General features: G+C 45.2%; 23 protein-coding genes and 1 tRNA gene. 18 read left to right on the forward strand and 6 right to left on the reverse strand.

All coding sequences use genetic code 11. The features are described from left to right. Both gltX and R7H07_RS22695 read left to right on the forward strand, forming a co-directional pair. Positions 1–848 (forward strand): glutamate--tRNA ligase (gltX, locus tag R7H07_RS22690; RefSeq protein ID WP_318128788.1); only part of this gene is annotated, 848 nt, incomplete at its 5' end. 640 nt (positions 849–1488) lie between these two features. After that, positions 1489–2451, forward strand: a complete 963-nt coding sequence (locus R7H07_RS22695) for an OmpA family protein (protein ID WP_005382010.1) — start codon at positions 1489–1491, stop codon at positions 2449–2451. A 114-nt stretch (positions 2452–2565) separates the two neighbouring features. Here R7H07_RS22695 and R7H07_RS22700 read toward each other — a convergent pair whose 3' ends face one another. The 3 genes from R7H07_RS22700 to R7H07_RS22710 all read right to left on the reverse strand — a co-directional run bounded on the left by R7H07_RS22700 (position 2566) and on the right by R7H07_RS22710 (position 4737). Next, positions 2566–3072: a hypothetical protein gene (locus R7H07_RS22700; protein WP_005382011.1), complete on the reverse strand. Its 507-nt coding sequence runs from the start codon at positions 3070–3072 to the stop codon at positions 2566–2568. A gap of 279 nt (positions 3073–3351) precedes the next feature. Continuing rightward, positions 3352–3428 (reverse strand) — tRNA-Arg (locus tag R7H07_RS22705). 175 nt (positions 3429–3603) lie between these two features. Further along, on the reverse strand, positions 3604–4737 hold the full coding sequence (locus R7H07_RS22710) for a flagellar assembly protein FlgT (RefSeq protein WP_025768949.1): 1134 nt from the start codon (positions 4735–4737) through the stop codon (positions 3604–3606). 169 nt (positions 4738–4906) lie between these two features. Here R7H07_RS22710 and R7H07_RS22715 point away from each other — a divergent pair, with 169 nt between their 5' ends. Then, positions 4907–5545 carry a FlgO family outer membrane protein gene (locus R7H07_RS22715; protein ID WP_005382013.1) on the forward strand — a complete coding sequence of 213 codons (639 nt, stop codon included), beginning with the start codon at positions 4907–4909 and terminating at the stop codon, positions 5543–5545. A 9-nt stretch (positions 5546–5554) separates the two neighbouring features. Then, on the forward strand, positions 5555–5986 hold the full coding sequence (flgP, locus tag R7H07_RS22720; protein ID WP_005382014.1) for a flagellar assembly lipoprotein FlgP: 432 nt from the start codon (positions 5555–5557) through the stop codon (positions 5984–5986). Between the two features lie 102 nt (positions 5987–6088). On the opposite strand, the gene R7H07_RS22725 is transcribed toward flgP, so the two are convergent. The 3 genes from R7H07_RS22725 to flgA form a co-directional block, all read right to left on the reverse strand. Further along, positions 6089–6514, reverse strand: a complete 426-nt coding sequence (locus tag R7H07_RS22725; protein ID WP_005382015.1) for a flagella synthesis protein FlgN — start codon at positions 6512–6514, stop codon at positions 6089–6091. A 27-nt stretch (positions 6515–6541) separates the two neighbouring features. Next, complete coding sequence (gene flgM, locus R7H07_RS22730; RefSeq protein ID WP_005382018.1) at positions 6542–6856, reverse strand: flagellar biosynthesis anti-sigma factor FlgM; 315 nt, start codon at positions 6854–6856, stop codon at positions 6542–6544. 116 nt (positions 6857–6972) lie between these two features. Then, the gene (flgA, locus tag R7H07_RS22735) at positions 6973–7719 is read right to left on the reverse strand and encodes a flagellar basal body P-ring formation chaperone FlgA (RefSeq protein ID WP_005382020.1); all 747 of its coding nucleotides are present in this window, start codon (positions 7717–7719) and stop codon (positions 6973–6975) included. Between the two features lie 76 nt (positions 7720–7795). Here flgA and R7H07_RS22740 point away from each other — a divergent pair, with 76 nt between their 5' ends. From R7H07_RS22740 to R7H07_RS22805, 14 genes are all read left to right on the forward strand, one after another. Then, positions 7796–8722, forward strand: a complete 927-nt coding sequence (locus R7H07_RS22740) for a chemotaxis protein CheV (protein WP_005382022.1) — start codon at positions 7796–7798, stop codon at positions 8720–8722. Positions 8723–8733: 11 nt separating this feature from the next. Then, positions 8734–9561, forward strand: coding sequence for a CheR family methyltransferase (locus tag R7H07_RS22745; RefSeq protein ID WP_005382024.1), 828 nt, complete (start codon positions 8734–8736; stop codon positions 9559–9561). Between the two features lie 303 nt (positions 9562–9864). Then, positions 9865–10260, forward strand: coding sequence for a flagellar basal body rod protein FlgB (flgB, locus tag R7H07_RS22750; protein ID WP_005382026.1), 396 nt, complete (start codon positions 9865–9867; stop codon positions 10258–10260). A 5-nt stretch (positions 10261–10265) separates the two neighbouring features. Beyond that, on the forward strand, positions 10266–10679 hold the full coding sequence (gene flgC, locus R7H07_RS22755) for a flagellar basal body rod protein FlgC (RefSeq protein WP_005393132.1): 414 nt from the start codon (positions 10266–10268) through the stop codon (positions 10677–10679). 17 nt (positions 10680–10696) lie between these two features. Next, complete coding sequence (gene flgD, locus R7H07_RS22760; protein WP_005382029.1) at positions 10697–11407, forward strand: flagellar hook assembly protein FlgD; 711 nt, start codon at positions 10697–10699, stop codon at positions 11405–11407. Positions 11408–11437: 30 nt separating this feature from the next. Further along, positions 11438–12751, forward strand: a complete 1314-nt coding sequence (gene flgE, locus R7H07_RS22765; RefSeq protein WP_005382030.1) for a flagellar hook protein FlgE — start codon at positions 11438–11440, stop codon at positions 12749–12751. A gap of 330 nt (positions 12752–13081) precedes the next feature. Then, a complete protein-coding gene (gene flgF / locus R7H07_RS22770) occupies positions 13082–13831 on the forward strand; it encodes a flagellar basal-body rod protein FlgF (RefSeq protein ID WP_005382031.1) in 750 nt (249 codons plus the stop codon). An 18-nt stretch (positions 13832–13849) separates the two neighbouring features. Then, positions 13850–14638 (forward strand): flagellar basal-body rod protein FlgG, encoded by a 789-nt coding sequence (flgG, locus tag R7H07_RS22775; RefSeq protein ID WP_005382032.1) that lies wholly within the window; start codon positions 13850–13852, stop codon positions 14636–14638. Positions 14639–14668: 30 nt separating this feature from the next. Beyond that, positions 14669–15448 (forward strand): flagellar basal body L-ring protein FlgH, encoded by a 780-nt coding sequence (flgH, locus tag R7H07_RS22780; RefSeq protein ID WP_017634834.1) that lies wholly within the window; start codon positions 14669–14671, stop codon positions 15446–15448. Positions 15449–15491: 43 nt separating this feature from the next. Beyond that, positions 15492–16583 (forward strand): flagellar basal body P-ring protein FlgI, encoded by a 1092-nt coding sequence (locus R7H07_RS22785; protein ID WP_005393118.1) that lies wholly within the window; start codon positions 15492–15494, stop codon positions 16581–16583. A 16-nt stretch (positions 16584–16599) separates the two neighbouring features. After that, positions 16600–17526, forward strand: coding sequence for a flagellar assembly peptidoglycan hydrolase FlgJ (gene flgJ, locus R7H07_RS22790; RefSeq protein ID WP_206960087.1), 927 nt, complete (start codon positions 16600–16602; stop codon positions 17524–17526). A 160-nt stretch (positions 17527–17686) separates the two neighbouring features. Then, positions 17687–19627, forward strand: coding sequence for a flagellar hook-associated protein FlgK (gene flgK / locus R7H07_RS22795; RefSeq protein WP_206960082.1), 1941 nt, complete (start codon positions 17687–17689; stop codon positions 19625–19627). A 13-nt stretch (positions 19628–19640) separates the two neighbouring features. After that, complete coding sequence (flgL, locus tag R7H07_RS22800; RefSeq protein WP_005382037.1) at positions 19641–20834, forward strand: flagellar hook-associated protein FlgL; 1194 nt, start codon at positions 19641–19643, stop codon at positions 20832–20834. A 427-nt stretch (positions 20835–21261) separates the two neighbouring features. After that, complete coding sequence (locus R7H07_RS22805) at positions 21262–22416, forward strand: flagellin (protein WP_005382038.1); 1155 nt, start codon at positions 21262–21264, stop codon at positions 22414–22416. Positions 22417–22923: the final 507 nt, after the last annotated feature.

Below are 22923 nucleotides of genomic sequence, written 5' to 3' on the forward strand. Positions count from 1 at the left end.
ACATGGGTATCACGCACGTTGTTCGTGGCGAAGACCACATCAACAACACGCCTCGTCAAATCAACATCTACGAAGCACTAGGTGCGCCAGTACCTACATTTGCACACTGTGCAATGATCCTGGGTGATGACGGCGCGAAACTGTCTAAACGTCACGGCGCTGTATCAGTCATGCAATACCGCGATATGGGCTACCTGCCTGCGGCACTAAACAACTACCTAGTGCGCCTTGGTTGGTCTCATGGTGACCAAGAAATCTTTTCTCAAGAAGAGATGATCAATCTATTTAGCCTAAACGCAGTATCTAAGTCAGCGTCTGCTTTTAACACTGACAAACTGCAATGGTTGAACAACCACTACATCAAGAACTCAGATCCTGCGTACGTTGCTGAGCATCTACAATGGCATCTACATCAACAAAAACTAGACGTAACGAATGGTCCTGCTATTACTGACGTGATCAAGCTGGTGGGTGAGCGTTGCAACACACTAGTTGAGCTAGCTGAGCAAATCCGTTACTTCTATGAAGATTTCTCTGAGTTTGAAGCGGGCGCAGCGAAGAAACACCTGCGTGGCGTGGCTAAAGAGCCTCTAGAACTTGCATTAGCGAAAGTGGAAGCACTAACTGAGTGGACGACAGCGAACATCAAAGATGGCGTTATCGCAGCAGTATGTGAAGAGTTGGAAATCGGCATGGGCAAAATCGGTATGCCATTACGTGTTGCTGTAACAGGCGGCGGTCAGTCTCCTTCTGTCGATGCAGTAATGGAGCTGGTTGGAAAAGAGCGTTGTATTGCTCGCATTAAGATGGCGCTTGAGTTCATTGCTGAGCGTGAAGCAAACGCATAATTGCTTTGAACTGAACGTTCTTTTGAATAAATAGTCACAAAGCCGCGGTGAGCAACCGCGGCTTTTTTGTATCTTCAATTTAGATAACGAGAAACTTTCTCTCATATTGGTGAATGAAGAGATGGTTTCACCTGTAATTTACCTCAATATGGATAAGATTTTTTAATCCAAATATCGTTGGCATGAATAAAAAATGAGCGATTACATATCAAATATCTGATTGATTTTTATCCATGTTCCTTAAAGTTCCATTTTATTTGTCTCATTTTTAAGAAAAATCTTTGCTTTAGCTATGTTGTTCCAAAAATTAAAGCAAACGTTTGCGTCGTGGTTGCGTGGGGATTTTTTTGCTTAAGATCACATGTTGTCGAGATTTTTGATGACAATAAATTGACAGAATTGGGATTTTTCTCGCGATTTCTTAGCGTTATAGTTCATCCCGTCAGCGATACCGAGATGGCGATATGTATCTCTGAACAGGAAATGTACGTAAGTTGCTTCCATAAAAAAAATGCATGTGCATAAAAAGAAGCTGACTAAGTATCTCACTCAAGGAATGAATAAAAAGAATTGAAATACAACGTCAGTCAGACGGCGCATTTCGGCATCTAACAAAAGAACTTCTTTAGAGGAATCAATAATGAAAAAATTAGCAGCGGTAATTTCAGCGTCTCTACTTATGGCTTCAGCAGCACAAGCAGAAGTATACGTTGGTGGTAAGATGGGTAAGTCATGGATGGAAGACGCGTGTGTAGCGGGCCAGGCTTGTGACAAAGACGATTCTACTCTTGGCGCTTTTGTTGGTTACGAAATGAATAAATACTTCGCAGTAGAAGCGGGTTTCGACAACATCGGTGATTTTAACCAAACTTCTTTCGGTGGCCACGTAGAAGCAATCACTCTTGCTCCTAAATTTAGCCTACCAATCACTGAAGACATCGCACTTTACGGTAAAGTGGGTGGCGCTTACGTAATGTTTGATGGCAAAGATGATTACTCTTACCTAGGCGCAGCTGGTCTTGAATTCAACCTAAGCCAAAACGTAACAGCTCGTGCGGAATACCAAACACTGACTGACATCAGCAACGATGTAACTCGTGCGACAGGTAACACTGCAACACTAGGTGTTTCTTTCAAATTCGGCGGCAACGATGAGCCAGTAATCGTAGAAGAGCCAGTTGTTGTTGAAGAAGTGGTTGTAGAAGAAGTGGTAGAAGAGCCAGTTGTAGTTACGAAAACATTCGAAACTCAAACAATTGGCACAGGTAGCTTCGATCTAAACAGCACAACTCTAAAACCAGAGAGCGCTGCAAAACTTGATAACCTAGTTGCTTTCCTAAACGAGCACCCACAAGCGAACGTTGAAGTTGTAGGTTACACAGATACGTCTGGTCCAGCAGCTTACAACCTAAAGGTTTCTGAAAAACGTGCTGAGTCTGTTGCTAACGCACTCGTTGAAAAAGGTATTGATTCATCACGTATCCAAGCTCGTGGCGAAGGTGAAAATAACCCAATCGCTTCAAACGACACTCGTGAAGGTCGTCAACAAAACCGTCGCGTAGAAGTCGTTGTTCCAGAATTTGAATACCAAGTTCAGCAATAAGCTCCTATTCGACCGTAGTATAGAAGACTGAAGCTGAAAGCCCCAAAGAGTTCGCTCTTTGGGGCTTTTTATTTCTCTTTAAAAACTGACTGAAATGTTCAAAGTGGCTAGGTATTACTTAAGATCAATGCTGTTTAAACGCCCCATGAATGTCAGGATCTCCAAGTTATCTTTATGTGCTTCTAACAACGCTTTTTTGGTTTGCATGTAGGCGGCAAGTTTGCCGTACTTACTAATAGAGCGAACCACCGTTTTATATTTATACTCACCGTCATCATTGAACTCTCGCCACTTGGCGATGTAACACGTATCTCGGTTGTCAGGGTTTTCAAGAGTAGGGTTAGGCTTGTGAACGATTTTAGGCTCAACGCTATGTGGAAGCCTAGTCATTAGGTAAGGGTCTTTCAAAAGACGTCGCCAGAATTTGCCCCACATTTGCCGGCCTAACTCGTTTCTCAGCTTAATGGCTTTTTGTAAGCCTTTCTTTTCTCCAATACGAACAAATCCTACCGAGCGGTGTAGTACCGTATCCTCGGGGGTATGGATATGTATCTTAAAGGCTGTCTTGCCTTTAGAAATAAAGCGGTGTCCAGTGTTAGTTATTAAATTGCTCTTAGACATAGTGCTAACTAATAATTTTATTAATAGCTAAAAGGGTAAGCAAAACTCATAGATAATTAAAGTAATAAAATACAAAACTGTAAATAGGGCTTGTTGAAATGATTTCAAGGGGAAGAAGTCAGATCAGTAGAAGGCTTTATCCCGTAACCGAAACACCCGATCCGATCATATTGATTACTGGGAAGATTACCTAACACGATGTACTAGGGGGAGCAGTGCGAGGCTTGAAATTGAAGATACAAAAAAGCCTTAGCTCAAGTGGGAGCTAAGGCTATGATATGGCGCCCCCAGTAGGATTCGAACCTACGACCTGTCCCTTAGGAGGGGACTGCGCTATCCAGCTGTGCCATGGGGGCGTAATACCAATAGTTGCAGTTCATTGCACTGTTTTACTGAGTTCAAATCTAGCAATCTACCAGATCTGTATCAGCATCACGTTGAACGATTCGCTACGGTCATTGGTATAATCAAATAAGATGCGCTGCCTATGATATTCAAAAGTGAGCATATCTCAAGACTTAATGTTTGCTTTTATAGGATCTTGTTCATTACGTCGCCAATTTGAACGCTAGATGCTAAATTTGGCTGATCAATCGTCAGTTCCGCTTCGTGTTCGTATATGCGTGATACCGTTAATGTAATTTCGCTTTGCGAGACTTTGTTTCTTGGCAATCCATTTTGGTCGATAAACGACGCGGTGTGCCAAAGCTGCAATTTGTCTCCCTCTTTTACGCCGTGCATACGGCCGAGATCCATCGTTACGGTATTACCGAAGACTGCCACAACCTCTGGCAGTGTAATTTTGCAAGATAGCTCCGACTCCAGATCCAACATAATATTGCGACTAACGCGAAGCATCATCTCGCCATAGGTCGATGCCCAAAAACGTGCACTACGAGTGTCCACTTGACTCGTCTTAGCAAATGGCCAACGCGCGACCTCACGGTAGGCTTTGTTGAAGATTTCATGGCCAGTTTTACCATCAAATACTTTCATTTCTAACGCAAACTGACGATTGATGATGTCATCTTGCAATAGTTGAGATTCGACCGTTGCAGTGAGATCGGTAATGACCCCTCCAATGATGTATTGTGCGCCATTGTCTTGCGCGATCATTTGAGTGCGAGCAGGATAGTTGCTGCTTATTGAGTAGTCCGTTGTACCAACAGACACAAAGCTGCGTGAGGTTTGATCAAGTTGACGGTTCACTACGTGGCTAAAATCGTCACCAACTTGATAAATTTGTCCCATCACTGCTTGTTGTGGTGATGCGACCTCAATATTGCCGACCAGCATTGTCTTTTTGTATTGATCGGTGTGGCAACCCGTTGCCGATGGATAAATATCAACGCGGATTTTTACCTCGACTTTACCGCGACGTTTGCGTTCAGACTCCACCAAAATGTAACGGACTTCATGATTGGTAAACTGGTATTCGTTGCGACTTTCTTCTAACAGCGGCATCAAGTTGCTAATACTGCCAATATCTGCGCCCGAAAAATTGACGGCTTTGAACAGCGCGTCTTCCAACGCATGGAGCCTTGCCGTCTCTTCTGAAGAAACGATGGTGGCAACGCCTGTGACTTCATACCAAGATGCCATTACCTTAAAAGGCAGAAGCATCACTAAAGTGATTGAAAACAGACTGTTTAATATTTTTTTCATTGGTTACAACCGTTCGGGTATAAATATTGCTTTAACAAATTCAGTGAAGTTTGGTGGGTTTTTCTTCGTTAGGCAAACAAAGAAAAGCAAAGACTGTTCCAATATTCACTTTCTTGGAAAGGAATTAATAAAGAACGGTATCACCTAAGATTATCTGGAGAATCAAACCATGAAAAAGTGGCTTGTCGCTGCATCGATGATGACGCTTCTGACATCGTGCGCGTACTCACCGATTTACAATGGTAAAGAACCTTACTCGGGAAGCCAGTTCATGCTGATGGATAGTCCGCGTCATACGATGGACTTTTTCATTGAGAGCATGACAGAAGACCTGATGGTTTCTAATGTGGCAGTATCAGCGCGGACACCGATTGCGATTACCTCGTTTGTTGATCTACAAAATATGGATGCAACAAACTGGTTAGGTAACTCGGTCTCTGAAGGTTTTATCCATCAGTTTCAGCGCCGAGGGTTTAAAGTGGTTGATTTCAAAACTACGGGCTCTATTCAAGTGACGCAACAGGGCGATTTTGCTTTAAGTCGTGATTGGCAAGATTTAGCTCAAGAGCAGCAAATTCAGTATGTATTGACCGGAACGATGCTGCGCCAAGAGGGGGGAGTGCTTGTCAATGCACGCGTGGTTGGCATGCAAAGCCGTGTAGTTGTAGCGACAGCGCAAGGTTTCCTTCCGGCTGACCGTATTGGGCGTGACTTAGATACGTTAAATAGCATCCGCACACAAGATGGTGTGTTGATTCGTTCTGACCCTACCATTCGTCAGCCGTACACTGTGATTCTCCGTCCATAGGATAGAAGCATGAAGAAGTTATTATTTATTGTTGCCACACTGATATTGGTTGGGTGTCAGCCATTACAACAGATGCGTCAAGATGAAATCTTAGTGGCGGTGGGCTACGCCAGCGTCAGTGAGCAAACAGGCCGCACAGTAGAAGAAAAGCGTGTACGTGCAATGCGCGCATCAAAAATTGATGCTTATCGTGAGCTAGCAGAGCAAGTTTATGGCATGCGTGTTAGTGGACGTGCAGAGCTGCAAGACCAGCGTTTGGGTATTGAAAGCACCACTGGTGCCGTCGATGGTGTAATTCGTGGTGCAGAAGTTGTGCGTAGTTATCTTGTTGAAGACAGTTATGTGACTGAGCTGCGTCTGGATATCCGTAAGATGGATAAGCTACGTGATTATGGAGAAGTTCAGCAAGTGCCTGAGAAGCGTCAGCAAACTTTGTTTTAAACCATTTCACTAGACAGATAATCTTTTTGAGCGGCTGATTGGTAACAATGAGTCGCTTTTTTATATCTACGTGAGCGCGGGAATTGAGGGTAGGAGTGACGTTTAAGCTTTTATATTGGTGCCAAGCGTCGAGATGGTGTGGGTTTTTCCGCCCGCATTGTAGGTCATGCCAACTTTGCCATGAGTTCGCTGGAGCATGTTGTTGAGTTTATTGAAGCTCAGCTGTGCGCGACTAAGCGATTCGCCATTTACTTGGTTAACTTGTTGACAGTCGAGGACGATCGATTGGATTTGAGCAACAACCTGACTTAGGTGCTCATCTTCAGTAAGTTGATTGACGTGCGGGTGAGAGGCGATTCGCTGATCAGTTGTTCTGAGCTGATCAATGAGCGTCATCTTCTGTTTGGCAATGTTCTCAATCTCGGTAGAGACACGCGCCGTTATTGCTTGTGTTTCTTGGCGTAAAACAGCGGAAAGTGCCTTAGCATTTTCTAGCTGGAAATTAACGAGATCGACTAATGCTGCCATAAAATACTTACCTTCGGCCTAAGTCAGTTAGCTTTTGCCTTGCAATTCGTTTTCAAACTTAATCATGTTGTCAGCCAATTTTTCAGGATCGACTTTGTATGAACCGTTTGTGATAGCTTCTTTGATTGCTGCAACTTTGGCGCTGTCATATGCCGGAGAAGCTGCCATATCCTTCTGGAGTTTACTGACGGCTTTACTTTGCTGGCTGAGTGATACTGCGTCTTGTTGCGCTGGCGCCTTTTTTGATTCTGTCGTGCTGGTAGCATTGGAATCGTTACGTGCAGGTGCGCGACTTGTTGTCGTCATCATTTGCCCTGAACGTATATTATCTATACCTGCCATGTTTAACCTTTGCCTTGTATCGTAATACTGGTATCCAGACTATCGACCAGCGCAAAAATAACTTTAGTCATTTTTTGCATTTTTATTGATCAGTTTAAACACGCTACCAGTGGGTATTAAAAATTAACAGTGATTTCCGCAATGTCAGTCACTATGCCTTCTATTATACGTTGCGACTTATCATTTTTCACTCTTACTTGATCGCCAGCTGAACCATCCTGCAATGCTGTGCCTTGCGTTGTGATCGTCATGCCAGAATTCACCGCTTTGATAATGACCTTTTCATTTCGGCATACCACACAAACATCATTTCTCTCTACGACATCGCCTAAGCGAACATTACGCTTTAGCTTTGCCCCAACCACTTGATCGTAGCTAGAAAATCCATCTTTACGAAAGCGCTGTAGCTCGATCATGGAAGTGGTAACATCCGATGCGCTGACGATTTCTCCTCTCCCTAGTGTTCGTGTAGCGACGATCATTGGTACTGATACCGAGATCCTCACAGGGACATAGACTTTCCAGTCATCCGGTTGGCATTCCACTAACACATTGATGTTACTTCTCGTGCTGCTGGTGGAAGAGGCAGATGTATCTAACGGAACAGGGCAATCCGTTGCTTTTATTCTCGAGTCGATCTCTGCCGCATTAACAGATAGCTCGCCACCATCAGGCTGATCAACCGTAGCAAGAATATGTTGTTCTGCTGCTGTTTTTATTTGCTCGATCTGATTATCTGAAGCTGAATGAACAAAAAAGCTAAACATACTGAGCAAAATGCCGATAGACTTAGCGTACTTTGTAATTAGCGCTCTACATATTGTCATAGTCAATGGTGTCGAAGTGAAAGTGAAATACGCCATACTGTCTCCCTGGTATCGTGCTTGCCAGTGGTAGAGTATCATTTAAAAACAAAAAGTTTGAGATGGAGATGAGCATATGACGGGGATTCTTGACTCGGTGAATCAGCGTACGCAACTCGTCGGTCAGAACCGATTGGAATTATTGACCTTTCGACTGATGGGCCGACAGCGCTACGGCATTAACGTATTCAAAGTGAAAGAAGTACTACAGTGCCCTAAGCTGACTTCAATGCCAAATCTACACCCTCTGGTTAAAGGTATCGCTCATATCCGCGGCCATACCGTGTCCGTTATTGATTTGAGCCTGGCAATTGGTGGCCGCCCAACCACTGATTTAGATAAATGTTTTGTTGTTATTGCAGAATTTAACCGTACGATCCAAGCATTTTTGGTATCATCGGTTGAGCGTATTATCAATATGCATTGGGAAGCGATTTTGCCACCGCCAGACGGCGCAGGTAAAGCGCACTACTTGACTGCCGTGACAAACATTGACAATGAGCTGGTTGAAATCCTTGACGTTGAAAAAATCCTGGCAGAAATTGCGCCAGTTGATGAAACGATGGATTCCGCTATTGGCGAAGAAATCGCACAAGCAGAACAAGAAAAGCCTATTGTACGCCGCATACTGATTGCTGATGACTCGACGGTCGCGCGTAAACAGGTAGAGCGTGCGATTACATCCATCGGTTTTGAGGTCGTATCTGTCAAAGATGGCAAAGAAGCGTACAATAAGTTGATTGAAATGGCTCAAGAAGGCAATATCTACGATCAAATTTCGTTGGTTATTTCCGATATTGAAATGCCAGAAATGGACGGCTATACCTTAACGGCTGAAATTCGCAGACATGCCGATTTGAAAGACCTTTATGTTATCCTCCATTCTTCATTAAGTGGTGTATTCAACCAAGCTATGGTTGAGCGTGTAGGTGCCAACACCTTCATTGCGAAATTTAACCCAGATGAGTTGGGTAACGCGGTTAAATCTGCATTAACACAATAAAAGAGACATTAATGACTGCTATTACAATCAGTGATCAAGAGTATCGTGACTTTAGCCGTTTTCTAGAATCGCAATGTGGCATCGTGTTAGGTGATAGCAAGCAATACCTCGTGCGTAGCCGACTGAGTCCTTTAGTGACGAAGTTTAAGCTCGCATCGTTATCAGATTTGCTACGTGATGTTGTTACAGGGCGTAATCGAGAATTACGAGTCGCCGCTGTGGATGCGATGACGACTAACGAAACCTTGTGGTTTCGAGATACTTATCCGTTCACGGTTTTAGCTGACAAATTATTGCCAGAAGTAGCGGCAAGCAAGCGCCCAATTAAGATCTGGTCTGCTGCCAGTTCATCGGGCCAAGAACCGTATTCTATTGCAATGACGATCCTGGAAACGCAACAGCGCAAGCCGGGCTTGTTACCAAACGTGTCCATTACAGCCACAGATATTTCGGCAAGTATGCTCGAGATGTGTCGTGCAGGGGTGTACGACAACTTGGCTTTGGGTCGCGGGCTTTCACCAGAACGTCGTCGCACCTTCTTTGAAAATGCGGACGGTGGTCGCATGAAAGTCAAAGATAACGTCAAGCGTTTGGTGAACTTTCGTCCACAAAACCTGATGGACAGTTACGCACTGATGGGTAAGTTCGACATCATTTTCTGTCGTAACGTATTGATTTACTTTTCTCCAGAAATGAAATCTAAAGTGCTTAACCAAATGGCGAGCAGTTTAAACCCTGGTGGTTACTTGCTGTTAGGGGCATCAGAGTCGCTAACTGGTCTGACTGATAAATTTGAAATGGTGCGCTGTAATCCGGGCATCATTTACAAGCTTAAATAGCGGTATCTCTTCATTGATAGAAAAGCCTGACTTCGTGTCAGGCTTTTTTGTTTGTTACCTTTCTGCGCCGAGCGCTTCATGTATCACTCAATTAGTTGAAGCGCGTTTTTGCCTTGTGCCCTCAACACGGTGTATCTTTATTAAGTGAGCAAAGTGATACGACATGACATTCCAGTTACTTTGGCTCACTTATTGCTATTTCAATTCACGGTAACCACTAGGTTGGTGTAATGCTTTAGGTTTTGGCATGCTAATTGCTTTTTGGTTATCAATCACGGTCAGTTCTTAATTGTAGAGGCAAACATGGCTATATCTTTTGACAATGCACTAGGCATCCACCAGCACACGGTGGGCGTACGTGAGCGCAATGCAGAGGTGATTTCCACCAACATCGCACAAGCAAACACGCCTGGTTACAAAGCAAGAGGTTTAGACTTTGCGAAGGAATTGCAAGCGGCAACATCTGGGGCAAGCATTGGTCTTAGTCGCACAGATGGTCGGCATATTCCTGCCACTACAACGTTGGTTGGGGACAAGTTATATCGTCTTCCTACGCAACCAGATACGGGAGATGGCAACACGGTAGACTTGGATTTAGAGCGTAACTTGTTTATGCAAAACCAAATCAGACACCAAGCATCACTCGACTTTCTAGGCAGCAAATTCAAGAACTTAACCAAAGCAATCAAAGGGGAATAATTTAGATGAGCTTATTTAACGTTTTCAATGTGACAGGTTCTGCAATGAGCGCTGAATCCGTTCGTCTGAATACTACCTCAAGCAACTTGGCGAACGCCGACAGTGTCAGCAGCTCTGCGAAAGACACTTACAAAGCGCGTCATGCAGTGTTTGGTGCAGAGTTAAGTAACGCCATGCGTGGCGGTGATACGGTGCCAGTGAAAGTGATGGGTATTGTAGAAAGTGATAAACCGCTGAGTGCGGAGTACAACCCAGACCATCCCCTTGCAAACGAAGAAGGCTACATTTACAAGCCTAACGTCAATGTAATGGAAGAAATGGCAAACATGATTTCAGCTTCTCGTGCATACCAAACTAATGTACAGGTCGCTGATTCTAGTAAACAAATGCTGCTGCGTACGCTGCAGATGGGTCAATAAGGATAAGGGGGTAGCGTATGGCCGGAATTAACAACGTTGGTCAAAGCGGCTTGTCCTATATCGACCAGCTTAAAAGTCTACAAGAGAGTAACAAGAAAGCGGAAGAGAGCACGGGTAAGCAGGACCTAAAACAGGAAGACTTCTTATCATTGCTCACGAAGCAACTGTCTCAGCAAGACCCTTTTAAGCCGGTAAGTAATGACCAGATGATTGCGCAAATGGCTTCATTTGCGACCGTTGATGGCATTGGCAAGATGAACACTCAGTTTGAGAGTTTGAATTCGTCAATGACATCAAATCAAGCGTTACAAGCTTCCTCTTTGGTAGGGCGTGACGTATTGGTCCCAGGAGCAGCAGGTGTGAAGCAGGACGACGCACCAATGGCGGCAATGGTTAAGCTTTCACAATCTATCGATAATCTGTTTGTTCGTGTAGAGGATGAAGCTGGCCAACTGGTTCGTACCTTTGAGGTAGGGGCGAAACCAGCCGGCGACACGCGTGTGCTTTGGGACGGTAAAGATGAAAGCGGAAATCCACTGCCAGCTGGCAAATACAAAGTGAAAGCGTCTGGCTTAGTTGAGGGGGAGTCGCAAGAGTTCCCAGTATCGACGTATGCCAACGTAAACAGCGTATTGCTTGGCAAAGGTGACGGAAACGTATTACTCAATCTGGCTGGTTTTGAATCGCCAGTTCGACTTGCAGAAGTATTGGAAGTCGGCAAAGCGTAGTCATAGCTCGCTAGATTAGGAGATTTTGGAATGTCATATGTATCTTTAAGCGGTTTGTCCGCCGCCCAACTGGATTTGAACACCACCAGTAACAACATTGCGAACGCCAACACTTACGGCTTTAAAGAGTCCCGTGCTGAGTTTGCTGATGTCTACTCTAACTCTTTATTTACTAACGCAAAAACCACACCGGGTGGTGGTGCACAAGCAAGCCAAGTGGCACAGCAGTTCCATGAAGGCTCTAGCATTTACACCAACAACCCAATGGATTTGCGTGTTTCGGGGACAGGTTTTTTCGCTGTAGCGAAAGAGCGTCTAACTCCACAACAGAATGAACTGACACGTAATGGTGCATTTCACTTAAATAAAGAAAACTACATGGTGACCGCGAACGACGAGTTCTTATTAGGTTACCAAGTGGACCCAAGCTCTGGTGAGGTTTCTTCATACGAGCCACAACCCATCAATATTCCTGCTGAATTTGGTAAGCCAAAACAAACAGCAAACATTGAAGTGGGTGTGAACTTGCCAGCGAACGGCGATTTGAAAGATCCAACGCAGTTTGATTTTTCAGACCCAGATACATACAACCGTTCAACCTCTTCGACAATTTATGACTCGATGGGTCAGTCTTACAAGCTAACGACGTATTACTTGAAAGATCAGACTCAGCCAAATACATGGAACACTTACTACACCGTGACAGATAAAGAAGGTGAAAAGCCTTTAAATGTTGCGGCTGGTGATGCGCAAACGCCAACAGGTCATGTGGGGCATACCATGAAGTTCAACAACGATGGTACGTTGGCGAGCTTGAACAATGGTCAGCCAATCACTTCTGTGGCTCTGGGCGATCCGGCGACGAACACGACACCAGTCGATATGAATGGTGCCGATCCTGCGCAGACGCTTAACTTCGGCTTAGGCTCAGCAACACAGTTTGCGGCTCCGTTCGAACTGACTAAGTTTGACGAAGACGGTGCAACGACGGGCTTCCTAACCAAAGTTGACTTCGATGAAAACGGCAGCGTATTGGGAACTTACTCAAACGGTGAAAACGTTACATTGGGTCGTGTTGCTCTCGTACGTGTTCCAAACGAGCAAGGTCTGGATAAGAAAGGCGGCACTCAATGGGATTCAACGCAGTTCTCTGGTGACAAGATCTGGGGTGAATCAAATAAAGGCTCTTTCGGCACCATCAATAACGGTATGCTGGAACAGTCAAACATTGATATGACGCAGGAGTTGGTGGACCTGATCTCTGCTCAGCGTAACTTCCAAGCAAACTCACGTTCGCTCGAAGTACACAACCAACTACAACAGAATATCTTACAGATCCGCTAGAGCACTAGCTGGGTCATTCGATACTCTGCTTGAGTAAGCAATGGCGTGTGATTGCTTCTTAGTAATTACCGCTTTGTTCACTTTCATCATGACATTCATCTGATGCTTAGCCTGAATACACCTCACTCAGGCTAAGCATGCTTTGATCTACGATTTGCCGCTGTTGCCGCCGTATGGATCAAAACCTTGCCTCTCGTTACAGTTTTCTGCCCCTATTGACCTCTTTTAATTGTTGATTGTTAATTCAAAGTATTGATTGATAAGCCTATTTTTGTTTTGGCATAACTATTGCTTTTACTCCGTGTACAGAGAGATTTTTTGGAGTAATTTATGGATCGCGCACTGTTTCTCGCAATGAGTGGCGCCAAGCAAAATATGCAGGCACTACAATTGCGCGCTAATAACTTGGCTAACGTAAGCACGACCGGATTTCGGGCTGATTTAGCACAGGCTCGCTCAATGCAGGCTTATGGTGAAGGCCATCCTTCACGTGTGTTCAGCATGACAGAGCGTCCAGGGCATAACTTTGCTCAAGGTAGCGTGATTACAACAGGGCGTGATCTGGATGTGACGATTGAAGGCAGCGGTTGGATATCGGTACTCGATCACACAGGGAAAGAAGGGTTGACCCGTAACGGCAACCTAAAAGTCGATCAAAATGGCATGCTTACCAACGCAAGTGGTCATTTGGTGCTGGGTGAAAACGACGCGCCGATTACTTTGCCTATTCCTCTCTCCAAAATTGAAATCGGTCGGGATGGCACCATCTCTGTACTTCCTCAAGGTGCCCCGGCAGAAGAATTCCAAGCGGTTGATCGCATTAAGCTTGTTAAGCCTAATGATCAAAGCTTGTTTAAAGACACCAATGGCTTATTTCGCCATAAAACTCCAAACCAACCTTACGAAGCAGACGCGACTGTTAGCCTCCAGACGGGAGCGATAGAAGGCAGTAACGTGAATGCCGTAGGTGAAATGACCGCATTGATTGACTTACAACGTCAGTTTGAAATGCAAGTCAAGATGATGAGCACAGCTGAAGAAATGGATAAATCTTCAGATTCACTGCTTCGTATGAGTTAACAGAGTTAGAGGTTCACTATGCATCCAGCACTATGGGTAAGTAAAACAGGTCTAGACGCCCAACAAACCAACATTGCCACGATTTCGAACAACTTGGCGAACGCCTCTACTGTCGGCTACAAAAAGAGCCGTGCAGTATTCGAAGATCTGTTCTATCAGAACATCAACCAGCCTGGCGGCCAGTCATCTCAGAACACGGAACTGCCAAGTGGCTTGATGCTAGGTGCGGGTTCTAAAGTGGTTGCGACGCAAAAAGTGCACACGCACGGCAATGCACAGACAACGACCAACGCACTGGACATGATGGTGGAAGGCGACGGCTTTTTTCAAGTGACATTGCCGGACGGCAACATCGGTTATACCCGTAACGGTCAGTTCACGCTAAATGGTGAAGGCACGTTAGTCACGTCGGGTTCTGGCTACCCTGTAGAGCCTGAAATTGTGATTCCAGAAGATGCGATTTCTATTACTGTCGGTACGGATGGTGAAGTGTCGGTTCGCGTCCGAGGGCAGCAAGACAACCAAGTCGTTGGTCAGTTAACCATTACAGATTTTGTTAACCCGGGTGGCCTAGAGCCAATTGGTCAGAACCTTTACTTACCAACGGGGGCCAGTGGCGATCCACAAGAGGGTGTTCCTGGTTTGGACGGTTTGGGGGAAATTCGTCAATCCATGCTGGAAGCGTCCAACGTGAATGTAACAGAAGAGTTGGTCAATATGATCGAAGCCCAGCGCGTTTACGAAATGAACTCAAAAGTGATCTCGTCAGTCGATAAGATGATGAGCTTCGTTAACCAGCAATTGTAACGATTAAGAGCAAGATTTGAGGAGCTCACGATGAAACGTATTTGCCTACTCGCTTTGATTGCTACGATGTCGGGCTGTGCCATGTTGGAACCGATTGAAACGGATGAAGTGACACAAGCAACCACTGTGGTCGACGCAGTAGAAGGTGATAAATCGAAAGAAGAGAGCAGCGGTATTGTAGATACTTTACGTGGTAGGAGCGATCCGGTTGCTGGCGACCCTGCTTGGGCTCCAATTCATCCGAAAAACAAACCTGAGCATTACGCTGCTGCAACAGGTTCGTTGTTTAGCGCCGAGCACATTACCGATCTCTACGACGATTCTAAACCACGTGGTATTGGCGACATTATTACCGTAACACTTGATGAGACAACCAGTGCGACGAAAAGCGCAAATGCCGATTTATCGAAAACCAATGAAGCGCAAATGGACCCGCTTCAAGTGGGCGGAGAAGAGCTGAAAATTGGCGGAAAATATAATTTCTCTTATGACTTAAACAACTCCAACTCATTTGCAGGTGACTCTTCTGCAAAGCAGAGCAACAGCATCAGTGGTTACATCACTGTTGAGGTGATCGAAGTACTGGCAAACGGCAACCTCGTGATCCGCGGTGAGAAGTGGATGACGCTAAATACGGGTGATGAGTACATACGTTTAAGTGGCACTATTCGTCCGGATGATATTAATTTCGACAACACCATTGCATCAAATCGCGTTTCTAACGCAAGAATTCAGTACTCTGGCACTGGTTTGCAACAAGATATGCAAGAGCCAGGCTTCTTGGCACGATTCTTTAATGTAGCGCTATAACACGCCGTGCTGACGGCAATTTGACTGCAAGAGATAAGTAAGCATGAAAAAACTCCTTTTAGTACTGATGAGCGTTGCTCTGTTTTCTACCGTAGCCCAAGCCGCACGTATCAAAGACGTCGCGCAAGTGGCAGGTGTACGAAGCAACCAACTCGTGGGTTATGGTTTGGTTTCAGGCTTACCTGGTACGGGTGAAGCGAACCCGTTTACAGAGCAAAGTTTCGCCGCCATGCTGCAAAACTTCGGCATTCAGATGCCGCCGGGCACAAAGCCAAAAATTAAAAACGTTGCCGCAGTCATGGTTACGGCAGAATTGCCGCCTTTCTCTAAACCGGGTCAGCAAGTGGACGTGACTGTCTCTTCCATCGGAAGTGCTAAAAGTTTGCGTGGTGGCACCTTGCTGCAAACGTTCCTCAAAGGTCTCGACGGTCAAGTTTACGCGGTTGCTCAAGGTAACTTAGTGGTGAGCGGCTTCAGTGCTGAAGGCGCTGACGGTTCTAAAATCGTAGGTAACAATCCAACCGTTGGTCTTATCTCTAGTGGTGCGACAGTAGAGCGCGAAATTCCAAACCCATTTGGTCGTGGTGATTACATCACGTTCAACTTGCTTGAGTCAGACTTCACAACGGCTCAACGTATGGCGGATGCTGTAAACAACTTCCTTGGCCCACAAATGGCGAGCGCTGTTGACGCGACATCAGTGCGCGTGCGTGCTCCTCGTGACGTCAGCCAGCGTGTTGCGTTCTTATCGGCAATCGAAAACCTAGAGTTCGACCCAGCAGATGGTGCAGCCAAAATCATCGTTAACTCTCGCACGGGCACCATCGTAGTTGGTAAGCATGTGCGTCTTAAACCAGCAGCAGTAACGCACGGCGGCATGACGGTTGCGATCAAAGAAAACCTGAATGTTAGCCAACCTAACGGCTTTTCTGGTGGGCAAACCGTAGTCGTACCAGACTCGGATATCGAAGTCAGCGAAGAGCAAGGCAAAATGTTTAAGTTCGAACCAGGCTTAACGTTGGATGATTTGGTCCGTGCCGTGAACCAAGTCGGGGCTGCGCCTTCGGACTTGATGGCAATTTTACAAGCATTGAAGCAAGCTGGTGCCATTGAAGGCCAGTTGATCATCATTTAATGGTTAGGAGGTAGGTATAATGAACAATCCTAACGACATTGGTTTTATCCATGACATCAGTTCTCTGGACACTCTGCGTCAAAAAGCAGTGAAAGAGGGAAAAGATGGCGAGCAAGAAGCATTGCATGCGGCTGCTCGTCAGTTCGAATCTATTTTCACCTCCATGATGTTGAAATCCATGCGAGAAGCCAATGAGGGCTTTGAGTCCAACATGATGAACAGCCAAAACGAGAAGTTCTATCGACAAATGTTGGATGAACAGATGGCGAGTGAATTGAGTTCGTCTGGTTCAATGGGACTGGCCGATATGATTGTTAAGCAATTAACGGCTGGGCAAGGGAACGACAAAAAAGAAACGGCTATGCGTGATGCGGCAAACAATGCTGCGGAATATCGTCGTGTTGACCCGAAAAAAGCGCGCGAGATTGAACAGCGCTTGATTGAGTCTGGTCAGCTATCTCGACCAAGCAATGAACCCACTCGATTCGATTCACCAGAATCCTTTGTTAACTCGATGAAGCCATACGCGGAGAAAGCTGCGAAAGCCTTAGGTGTCGAGCCATCTCTGCTACTTGCTCAAGTCGCTTTGGAAACGGGGTGGGGACAAAAGGTCGTGAAGAACGCGCGTGGCAGCAGCAACAACTTATTTAATATCAAAGCAGATCGAAGCTGGCAGGGTGACAAAGTGACGACTCAAACTTTAGAGTTCCACGATAACACGCCAGTGAAAGAGACGGCAGCGTTTCGCTCCTACTCAAGTTACGAAGACAGCTTTAATGACTTTGTACGATTTTTGAATGACAACCCACGTTACGAGACAGCATTACAGCAACGCGGGAATTCAGAGTCGTTTATTCGCGGTATCCACAGTGCGGGTTACGCGACCGATCCGAATTACGCAGATAAAGTCCTGCAGGTGAAGGATAAAATCGAAAGTATGTAATGTTTCTGCGACAATTTATGACGTTCTCGAAGGCTTGCCATAGTGCAAGCCTTCACTTTATCTGGACATCTACGCCTTTCTATCACTTGGCACATCTTTTGCTTTTAATGTGTCTAGGTGATCGGTTTTGCCGATTTATATTTCGTTTTCGGGGGCATGTATGGCGTCAGATCTTCTGAATGTAGGTACTCAAAGTGTGCTTACTGCTCAGAGACAATTAAACACCACTGGTCATAACATTTCTAATGTTAATACAGAGGGTTATAGCCGTCAGTCTGTTATCCAAGGTACGAATGATCCGCGCATGTTTGGTGGTTCTACCTACGGCATGGGTGTGCATGTGGAAAATGTTCGCCGCTCGTGGGATCAGTTTGCCGTGAATGAACTGAACCTGTCGTCGACCAACAATGCCAACAAAACGGATACCCAAGACAATCTTGATATGCTCTCTAGCATGTTGAGTTCAGTGGCATCGAAGAAAATTCCCGAGAACCTGAATGAGTGGTTCGATGCGGTAAAAACCATGGCAGATACCCCGAACGATTTAGGGGCACGAAAAGTGGTATTGGAAAAGGCGAAAATCTTCTCTGATACATTAAATGATTTCCACGAAACCGTGCGAATGCAATCTGATGTCACCAATAAAAAATTGGATATGGGCATTGAGCGCGTTAACCAACTTGCGTTGGAAATTCGCGATATTCATCGACTGATGATGCGTACTCCCGGTCCACATAATGACCTGATGGATCAGCATGAAAAGCTAGTTACTGAGCTGTCAGAGTACACCAAAGTTACCGTAACCCCACGCAAAAATGCGGAAGGGTTTAATGTTCATATCGGCAATGGACACACTCTTGTTTCTGGCACGGAAGCAAGCCAGCTCAAAATGTTCGATGGCTATCCGGATGTTCATCAAAGACGATTAGCAATGGTGGAAGGGAATGGCATTAAAGCGATCAAGTCTGATGATATGGATGGCAAAATCGGCGCTTTACTTGAAATGCGCGACAAACACATCCCACAACTGCAAGATGAAATGGGCCGTTTAGCGACGGGCTTTTCCTACAAAATTAATCAGCTGCAATCTCAAGGTCTGGATCTCAACGGTAAGATAGGTAAAGACGTATTTACCGACGTGAACTCTGAGCTAGTGGCAAAATCTCGAGTTTTTGCTGCGCCTGACTCCCAAGCTGATGTTGCGGTTTACATCGAGGACATTTCCGCGATCAAAGGTGGTGAATATTCGCTGCGTTATGATGGCGATCAATACAGCGTGACAACACCGAAAGGTGAGCAAATGTCGTTGAACATCGACCGTTCGGATTCGTCATTTGTTCTGGATGGTATGAAAGTGCAAATTGGTGAAGGCCTTGCCGCCGGTGAGCGCGTATTGCTCCGCCCAACGAGAAGTGGTGCAGCCATCATAAAGATGGAAACCAATGATGCAAAAGCTATTGCCGCACAAAGTTATGAAGCCTCAACCACTTTTGCACAAGGTAACGCCAAGTTTAAAATTCGTGAGGCGGGGGATGTTAAAGAGTTTGAGGTTACCGTACAACCAGCCGACGAGAAGCACGATAAGCCGTGGTTAAAGATCACGGATAACAAGGGTAATTTACTATCGGACAAATACTCATACCCGTTAGATGAAGATAACCCGATGATTGAAATCTCAGTGCCGAAAAGCCATCCGCTGTATAAAAACGGCGATGCAACCGTGTTTGAGTTGAGCGAAGGCGCACTGATGAATGATAAATTCACCGCAAACTTGGTGCCTTCTGAAGGTGGTAACGGCAACTTGAGAAAAATGCAGAAGATCCAAACAGACAAGATGATGGATGGAAAATCCAGTACCTTGATCGATGTTTATCATAACCTCAATACCGAAGTTGGACTGAAGTCTTCTACAGCAAACCGTTTAGCCTCCGTCGCTCGTTTAGAGCATGAAGCGGCGCAAGAGCGCGTTGCTTCTATTTCTGGTGTTAACCTCGATGAAGAAGCGGCCAACATGATGAAGTTTCAACAAGCGTACATGGCTTCATCACGCGTGATGCAAGCGGCGAATGATACCTTCAATACCATTTTACAACTGAGGTAAGGAGAAGAGATAAGTGCTAACCCGAATTTCTAGTTTCCATAACTATCAGTCCGTACAAAATGATCTGCGTCGTCAAGAGAATAAGGTTCACCACAACCAAGAGCAGCTTGCTTCAGGGAAAAAGTTACTGAAACCTAGTGACGACCCCCTCGCTGCGCATTACATCCAAAACATTAGTCAGCAACAAGAACAGCTACAACAATATCTTAGCTCGATAGTGTTGGTGCGTAATCGTCTAGAAAACCACGAAGTTAATATCGCCAATGCGGAGAATTTTGCCGACGAGTCGAAGCGCTTAACGATGGAGATGATTAACGGTGCCTTTTCTGCTGAAGACCGACAAGCAAAGAAGCGTGAGTTAGAAGAGATTGCGAACAACTTCCTTAACTTAGTGAACTCGCAAGATGAATCTGGTAACTACGTGTTTGCAGGCACTAAGCCAAAAAGTCAACCATTCTATCGCGATAAAGACGGTAGTGTTCAGTACGCTGGAGACGATTATCAGCGCAAAATGAAAGTCTCTAGCATGCTCGAGATGCCAATGAACGATCCTGGCAGCAAGCTGTTTATGGAGATACCAAACCCATTTGGCGACTATCAGCCAAATTACGATCTACAAAACGGCTCTGAGCTGTTGCTAAACAAAGCCACTAACGTTGACGCGAAGGATGATGCGGCGTATCGCGTGACATTTGTCGATATGAATAACGGCAAATTTGGTTACCAATTAGAGCGTAACGGCAAAGTAGTGGATGCCGATGAGTTTTCTCCAGAGAAAGGGATTGAATACAAAGGCCTGAAAGTGCACGTAAAAGGCCAAATTACGCCTGGTGACAGCATTGAGATCGAAAAGCGGGCAGAGTTCAGCATTTTCGATACCTTCAAGGATGCAATGGCATGGTCAGACAAATCGGTTTCGGATACGTCGGCGACTGCTAAATTGCACCAAATGACAGAAGAATTCCACGCTGCTTTTATCCATTTGAATAAAGCGCGTACAGATGCCGGTGCTCGATTGAGTACGCTGGATATCCAAGAGCAAAATCATGAAGACTTTAATTTGTCTCTCGCAAAAGCGAAGAGCAACTTTGAGGACTTGGATTACTCTAAAGCCGTGATCGAGTTCAGTGAAAACTCGCGAGCGTTACAGGCATCGCAACAAGCATTCGGTAAGACCAAAGATCTAACGTTGTTTAACTACATCTAGTATGACACTCATACACATTGTCTGATTTTGATGCCTTATGTGCAAAGCCTTAAGCGCGATAAGTCGACGTAACCTGAGAGTCTGAGATGTCATGCGGCACGATTTTACCCAAAGCGGCAATGATGCGGGAGGCAAGTCGGGCGGCAACAGGGCAGCGTTCAATACACTTGGGGTGAGGTGAGTCTTACAAACCGGAAATAGCTTAATGATAAAGCTAACTTATTGTTTATTTGATTCTTTTAAAAGTAGTTAAATAATTTACGCAAGTTGGCACACAAATTGTATTGAAAATATCAGAACAGATTTAGAGATTCTAAACCCTGCGTTTAAGGCAGATTTAGCAAGTAACTTTTACGGTCAGTGCTTATCCAAATGAGAGTAAAGCTGGCCGCTTCGCAAAAGCTTGCGAACTCAACAGGAGAGCAAAATGGCTGTAACAGTTAGTACTAACGTCTCCGCGATGACCGCGCAGCGTTACTTAAACAAAGCGACTGATGAATTAAACACGTCGATGGAGCGCTTATCTTCAGGACATAAGATTAACAGTGCAAAAGATGATGCGGCAGGTCTACAGATCTCTAACCGCTTAACTGCACAGTCTCGTGGCCTAGATGTCGCAATGCGTAACGCGAACGATGGTATCTCGATTGCACAAACCGCTGAAGGTGCGATGAATGAGGCAACCTCTGTCATGCAACGAATGCGTGACCTTGCGATTCAATCATCGAACGGTACTAACTCTCCAGCTGAGCGTCAGGCGATCAACGAAGAGTCAATGGCATTGATTGACGAGCTAAACCGTATTGCGGAAACCACTTCATTTGGTGGTCGTCGTCTATTGAACGGCTCATTCGGTGAAGCGGCATTCCAGATTGGTGCGAGCTCAGGTGAAGCCATGATCATGGGACTCACCAGCATTCGTGCGGACGATACTCGCATGGGCGGTGTGACCTTCTTATCTGAGAACGGTAAAGATAAAAACTGGAGCGTTGACCCAGCTAAATCTGACTTGAAGATCACGCTACCAGGTATGGGTGAAGACGAAGACGGCAATGTTGATGATCTAGAAATCAACATTAATGCCAAAGCGGGCGACGACATCGAAGAGCTTGCCACTTACATTAATGGTCAGTCTGATATGATTAATGCGTCTGTAAGTGAAGATGGCAAGTTGCAAGTTTTTGTCGCGCATCCAAACGTTCAGGGTGAGATTTCTATTTCTGGTGGATTAGCATCTGAGCTTGGCCTGAGTGATGAACCTATCAGAACGTCAGTACAAGATATTGATATGACCACGGTACAAGGTTCTCAAAACGCGATTTCTGTGCTGGATTCGGCACTGAAATACGTAGACTCGCAACGTGCAGACTTAGGTGCGAAGCAAAACCGTTTGAGTCACAGCATCAACAACTTGGCGAATATCCAAGAAAACGTTGACGCATCGAACAGCCGAATTAAAGATACAGATTTTGCGAAAGAAACCACGCAAATGACCAAAGCACAAATTTTGCAACAAGCAGGTACATCGATTCTTGCTCAAGCGAAACAGTTGCCAAACTCTGCAATGTCACTATTGCAGTAGTTTACTTAGCCTGTACTCAATACATTCAGACGTGGATGGGAATGCAGGCTTTTGGCAAGCAGCTTTACAATAGAATGAGCGGCTCTCTCATCTCTCACCTGCCAATCATTTTCAATGTAAAGTTGCACTCGGTATGCCGGAAATGTGTTCATTTCTCTTGATCTCCACATAGGCTCTGGCGACCAACCTAGCCCCAGTTCTCTCAAAGGAAAAGGGGCTTTTTCTTTTCTAATCTTCACGTCTATCGTCTGCGAACTTACCTTTAATTGTTTCCTTTTGCTGATTTTCTATACAATTTAGCCCTCTCGGCTCGATTTGTGGAAACTTGAGCACTTTTTCTTACTTTTCTTCAATTTTATTAGCTAAATCTCGCAATGTTATTTTTTTAAACTTTTTTCTAAAGCTTCTGAATTTGGTGTCGTTAATAGAGGTAACTTTGAGAGAACTACTTGGTTTTCCGAGACGTCGGAAACCGCTACACCGGAAAATCAATTGGAGAAATCACCA

Source organism: Vibrio sp. Vb1127 (assembly GCF_033338735.1).
Lineage (GTDB): Bacteria > Pseudomonadota > Gammaproteobacteria > Enterobacterales > Vibrionaceae > Vibrio > Vibrio alginolyticus.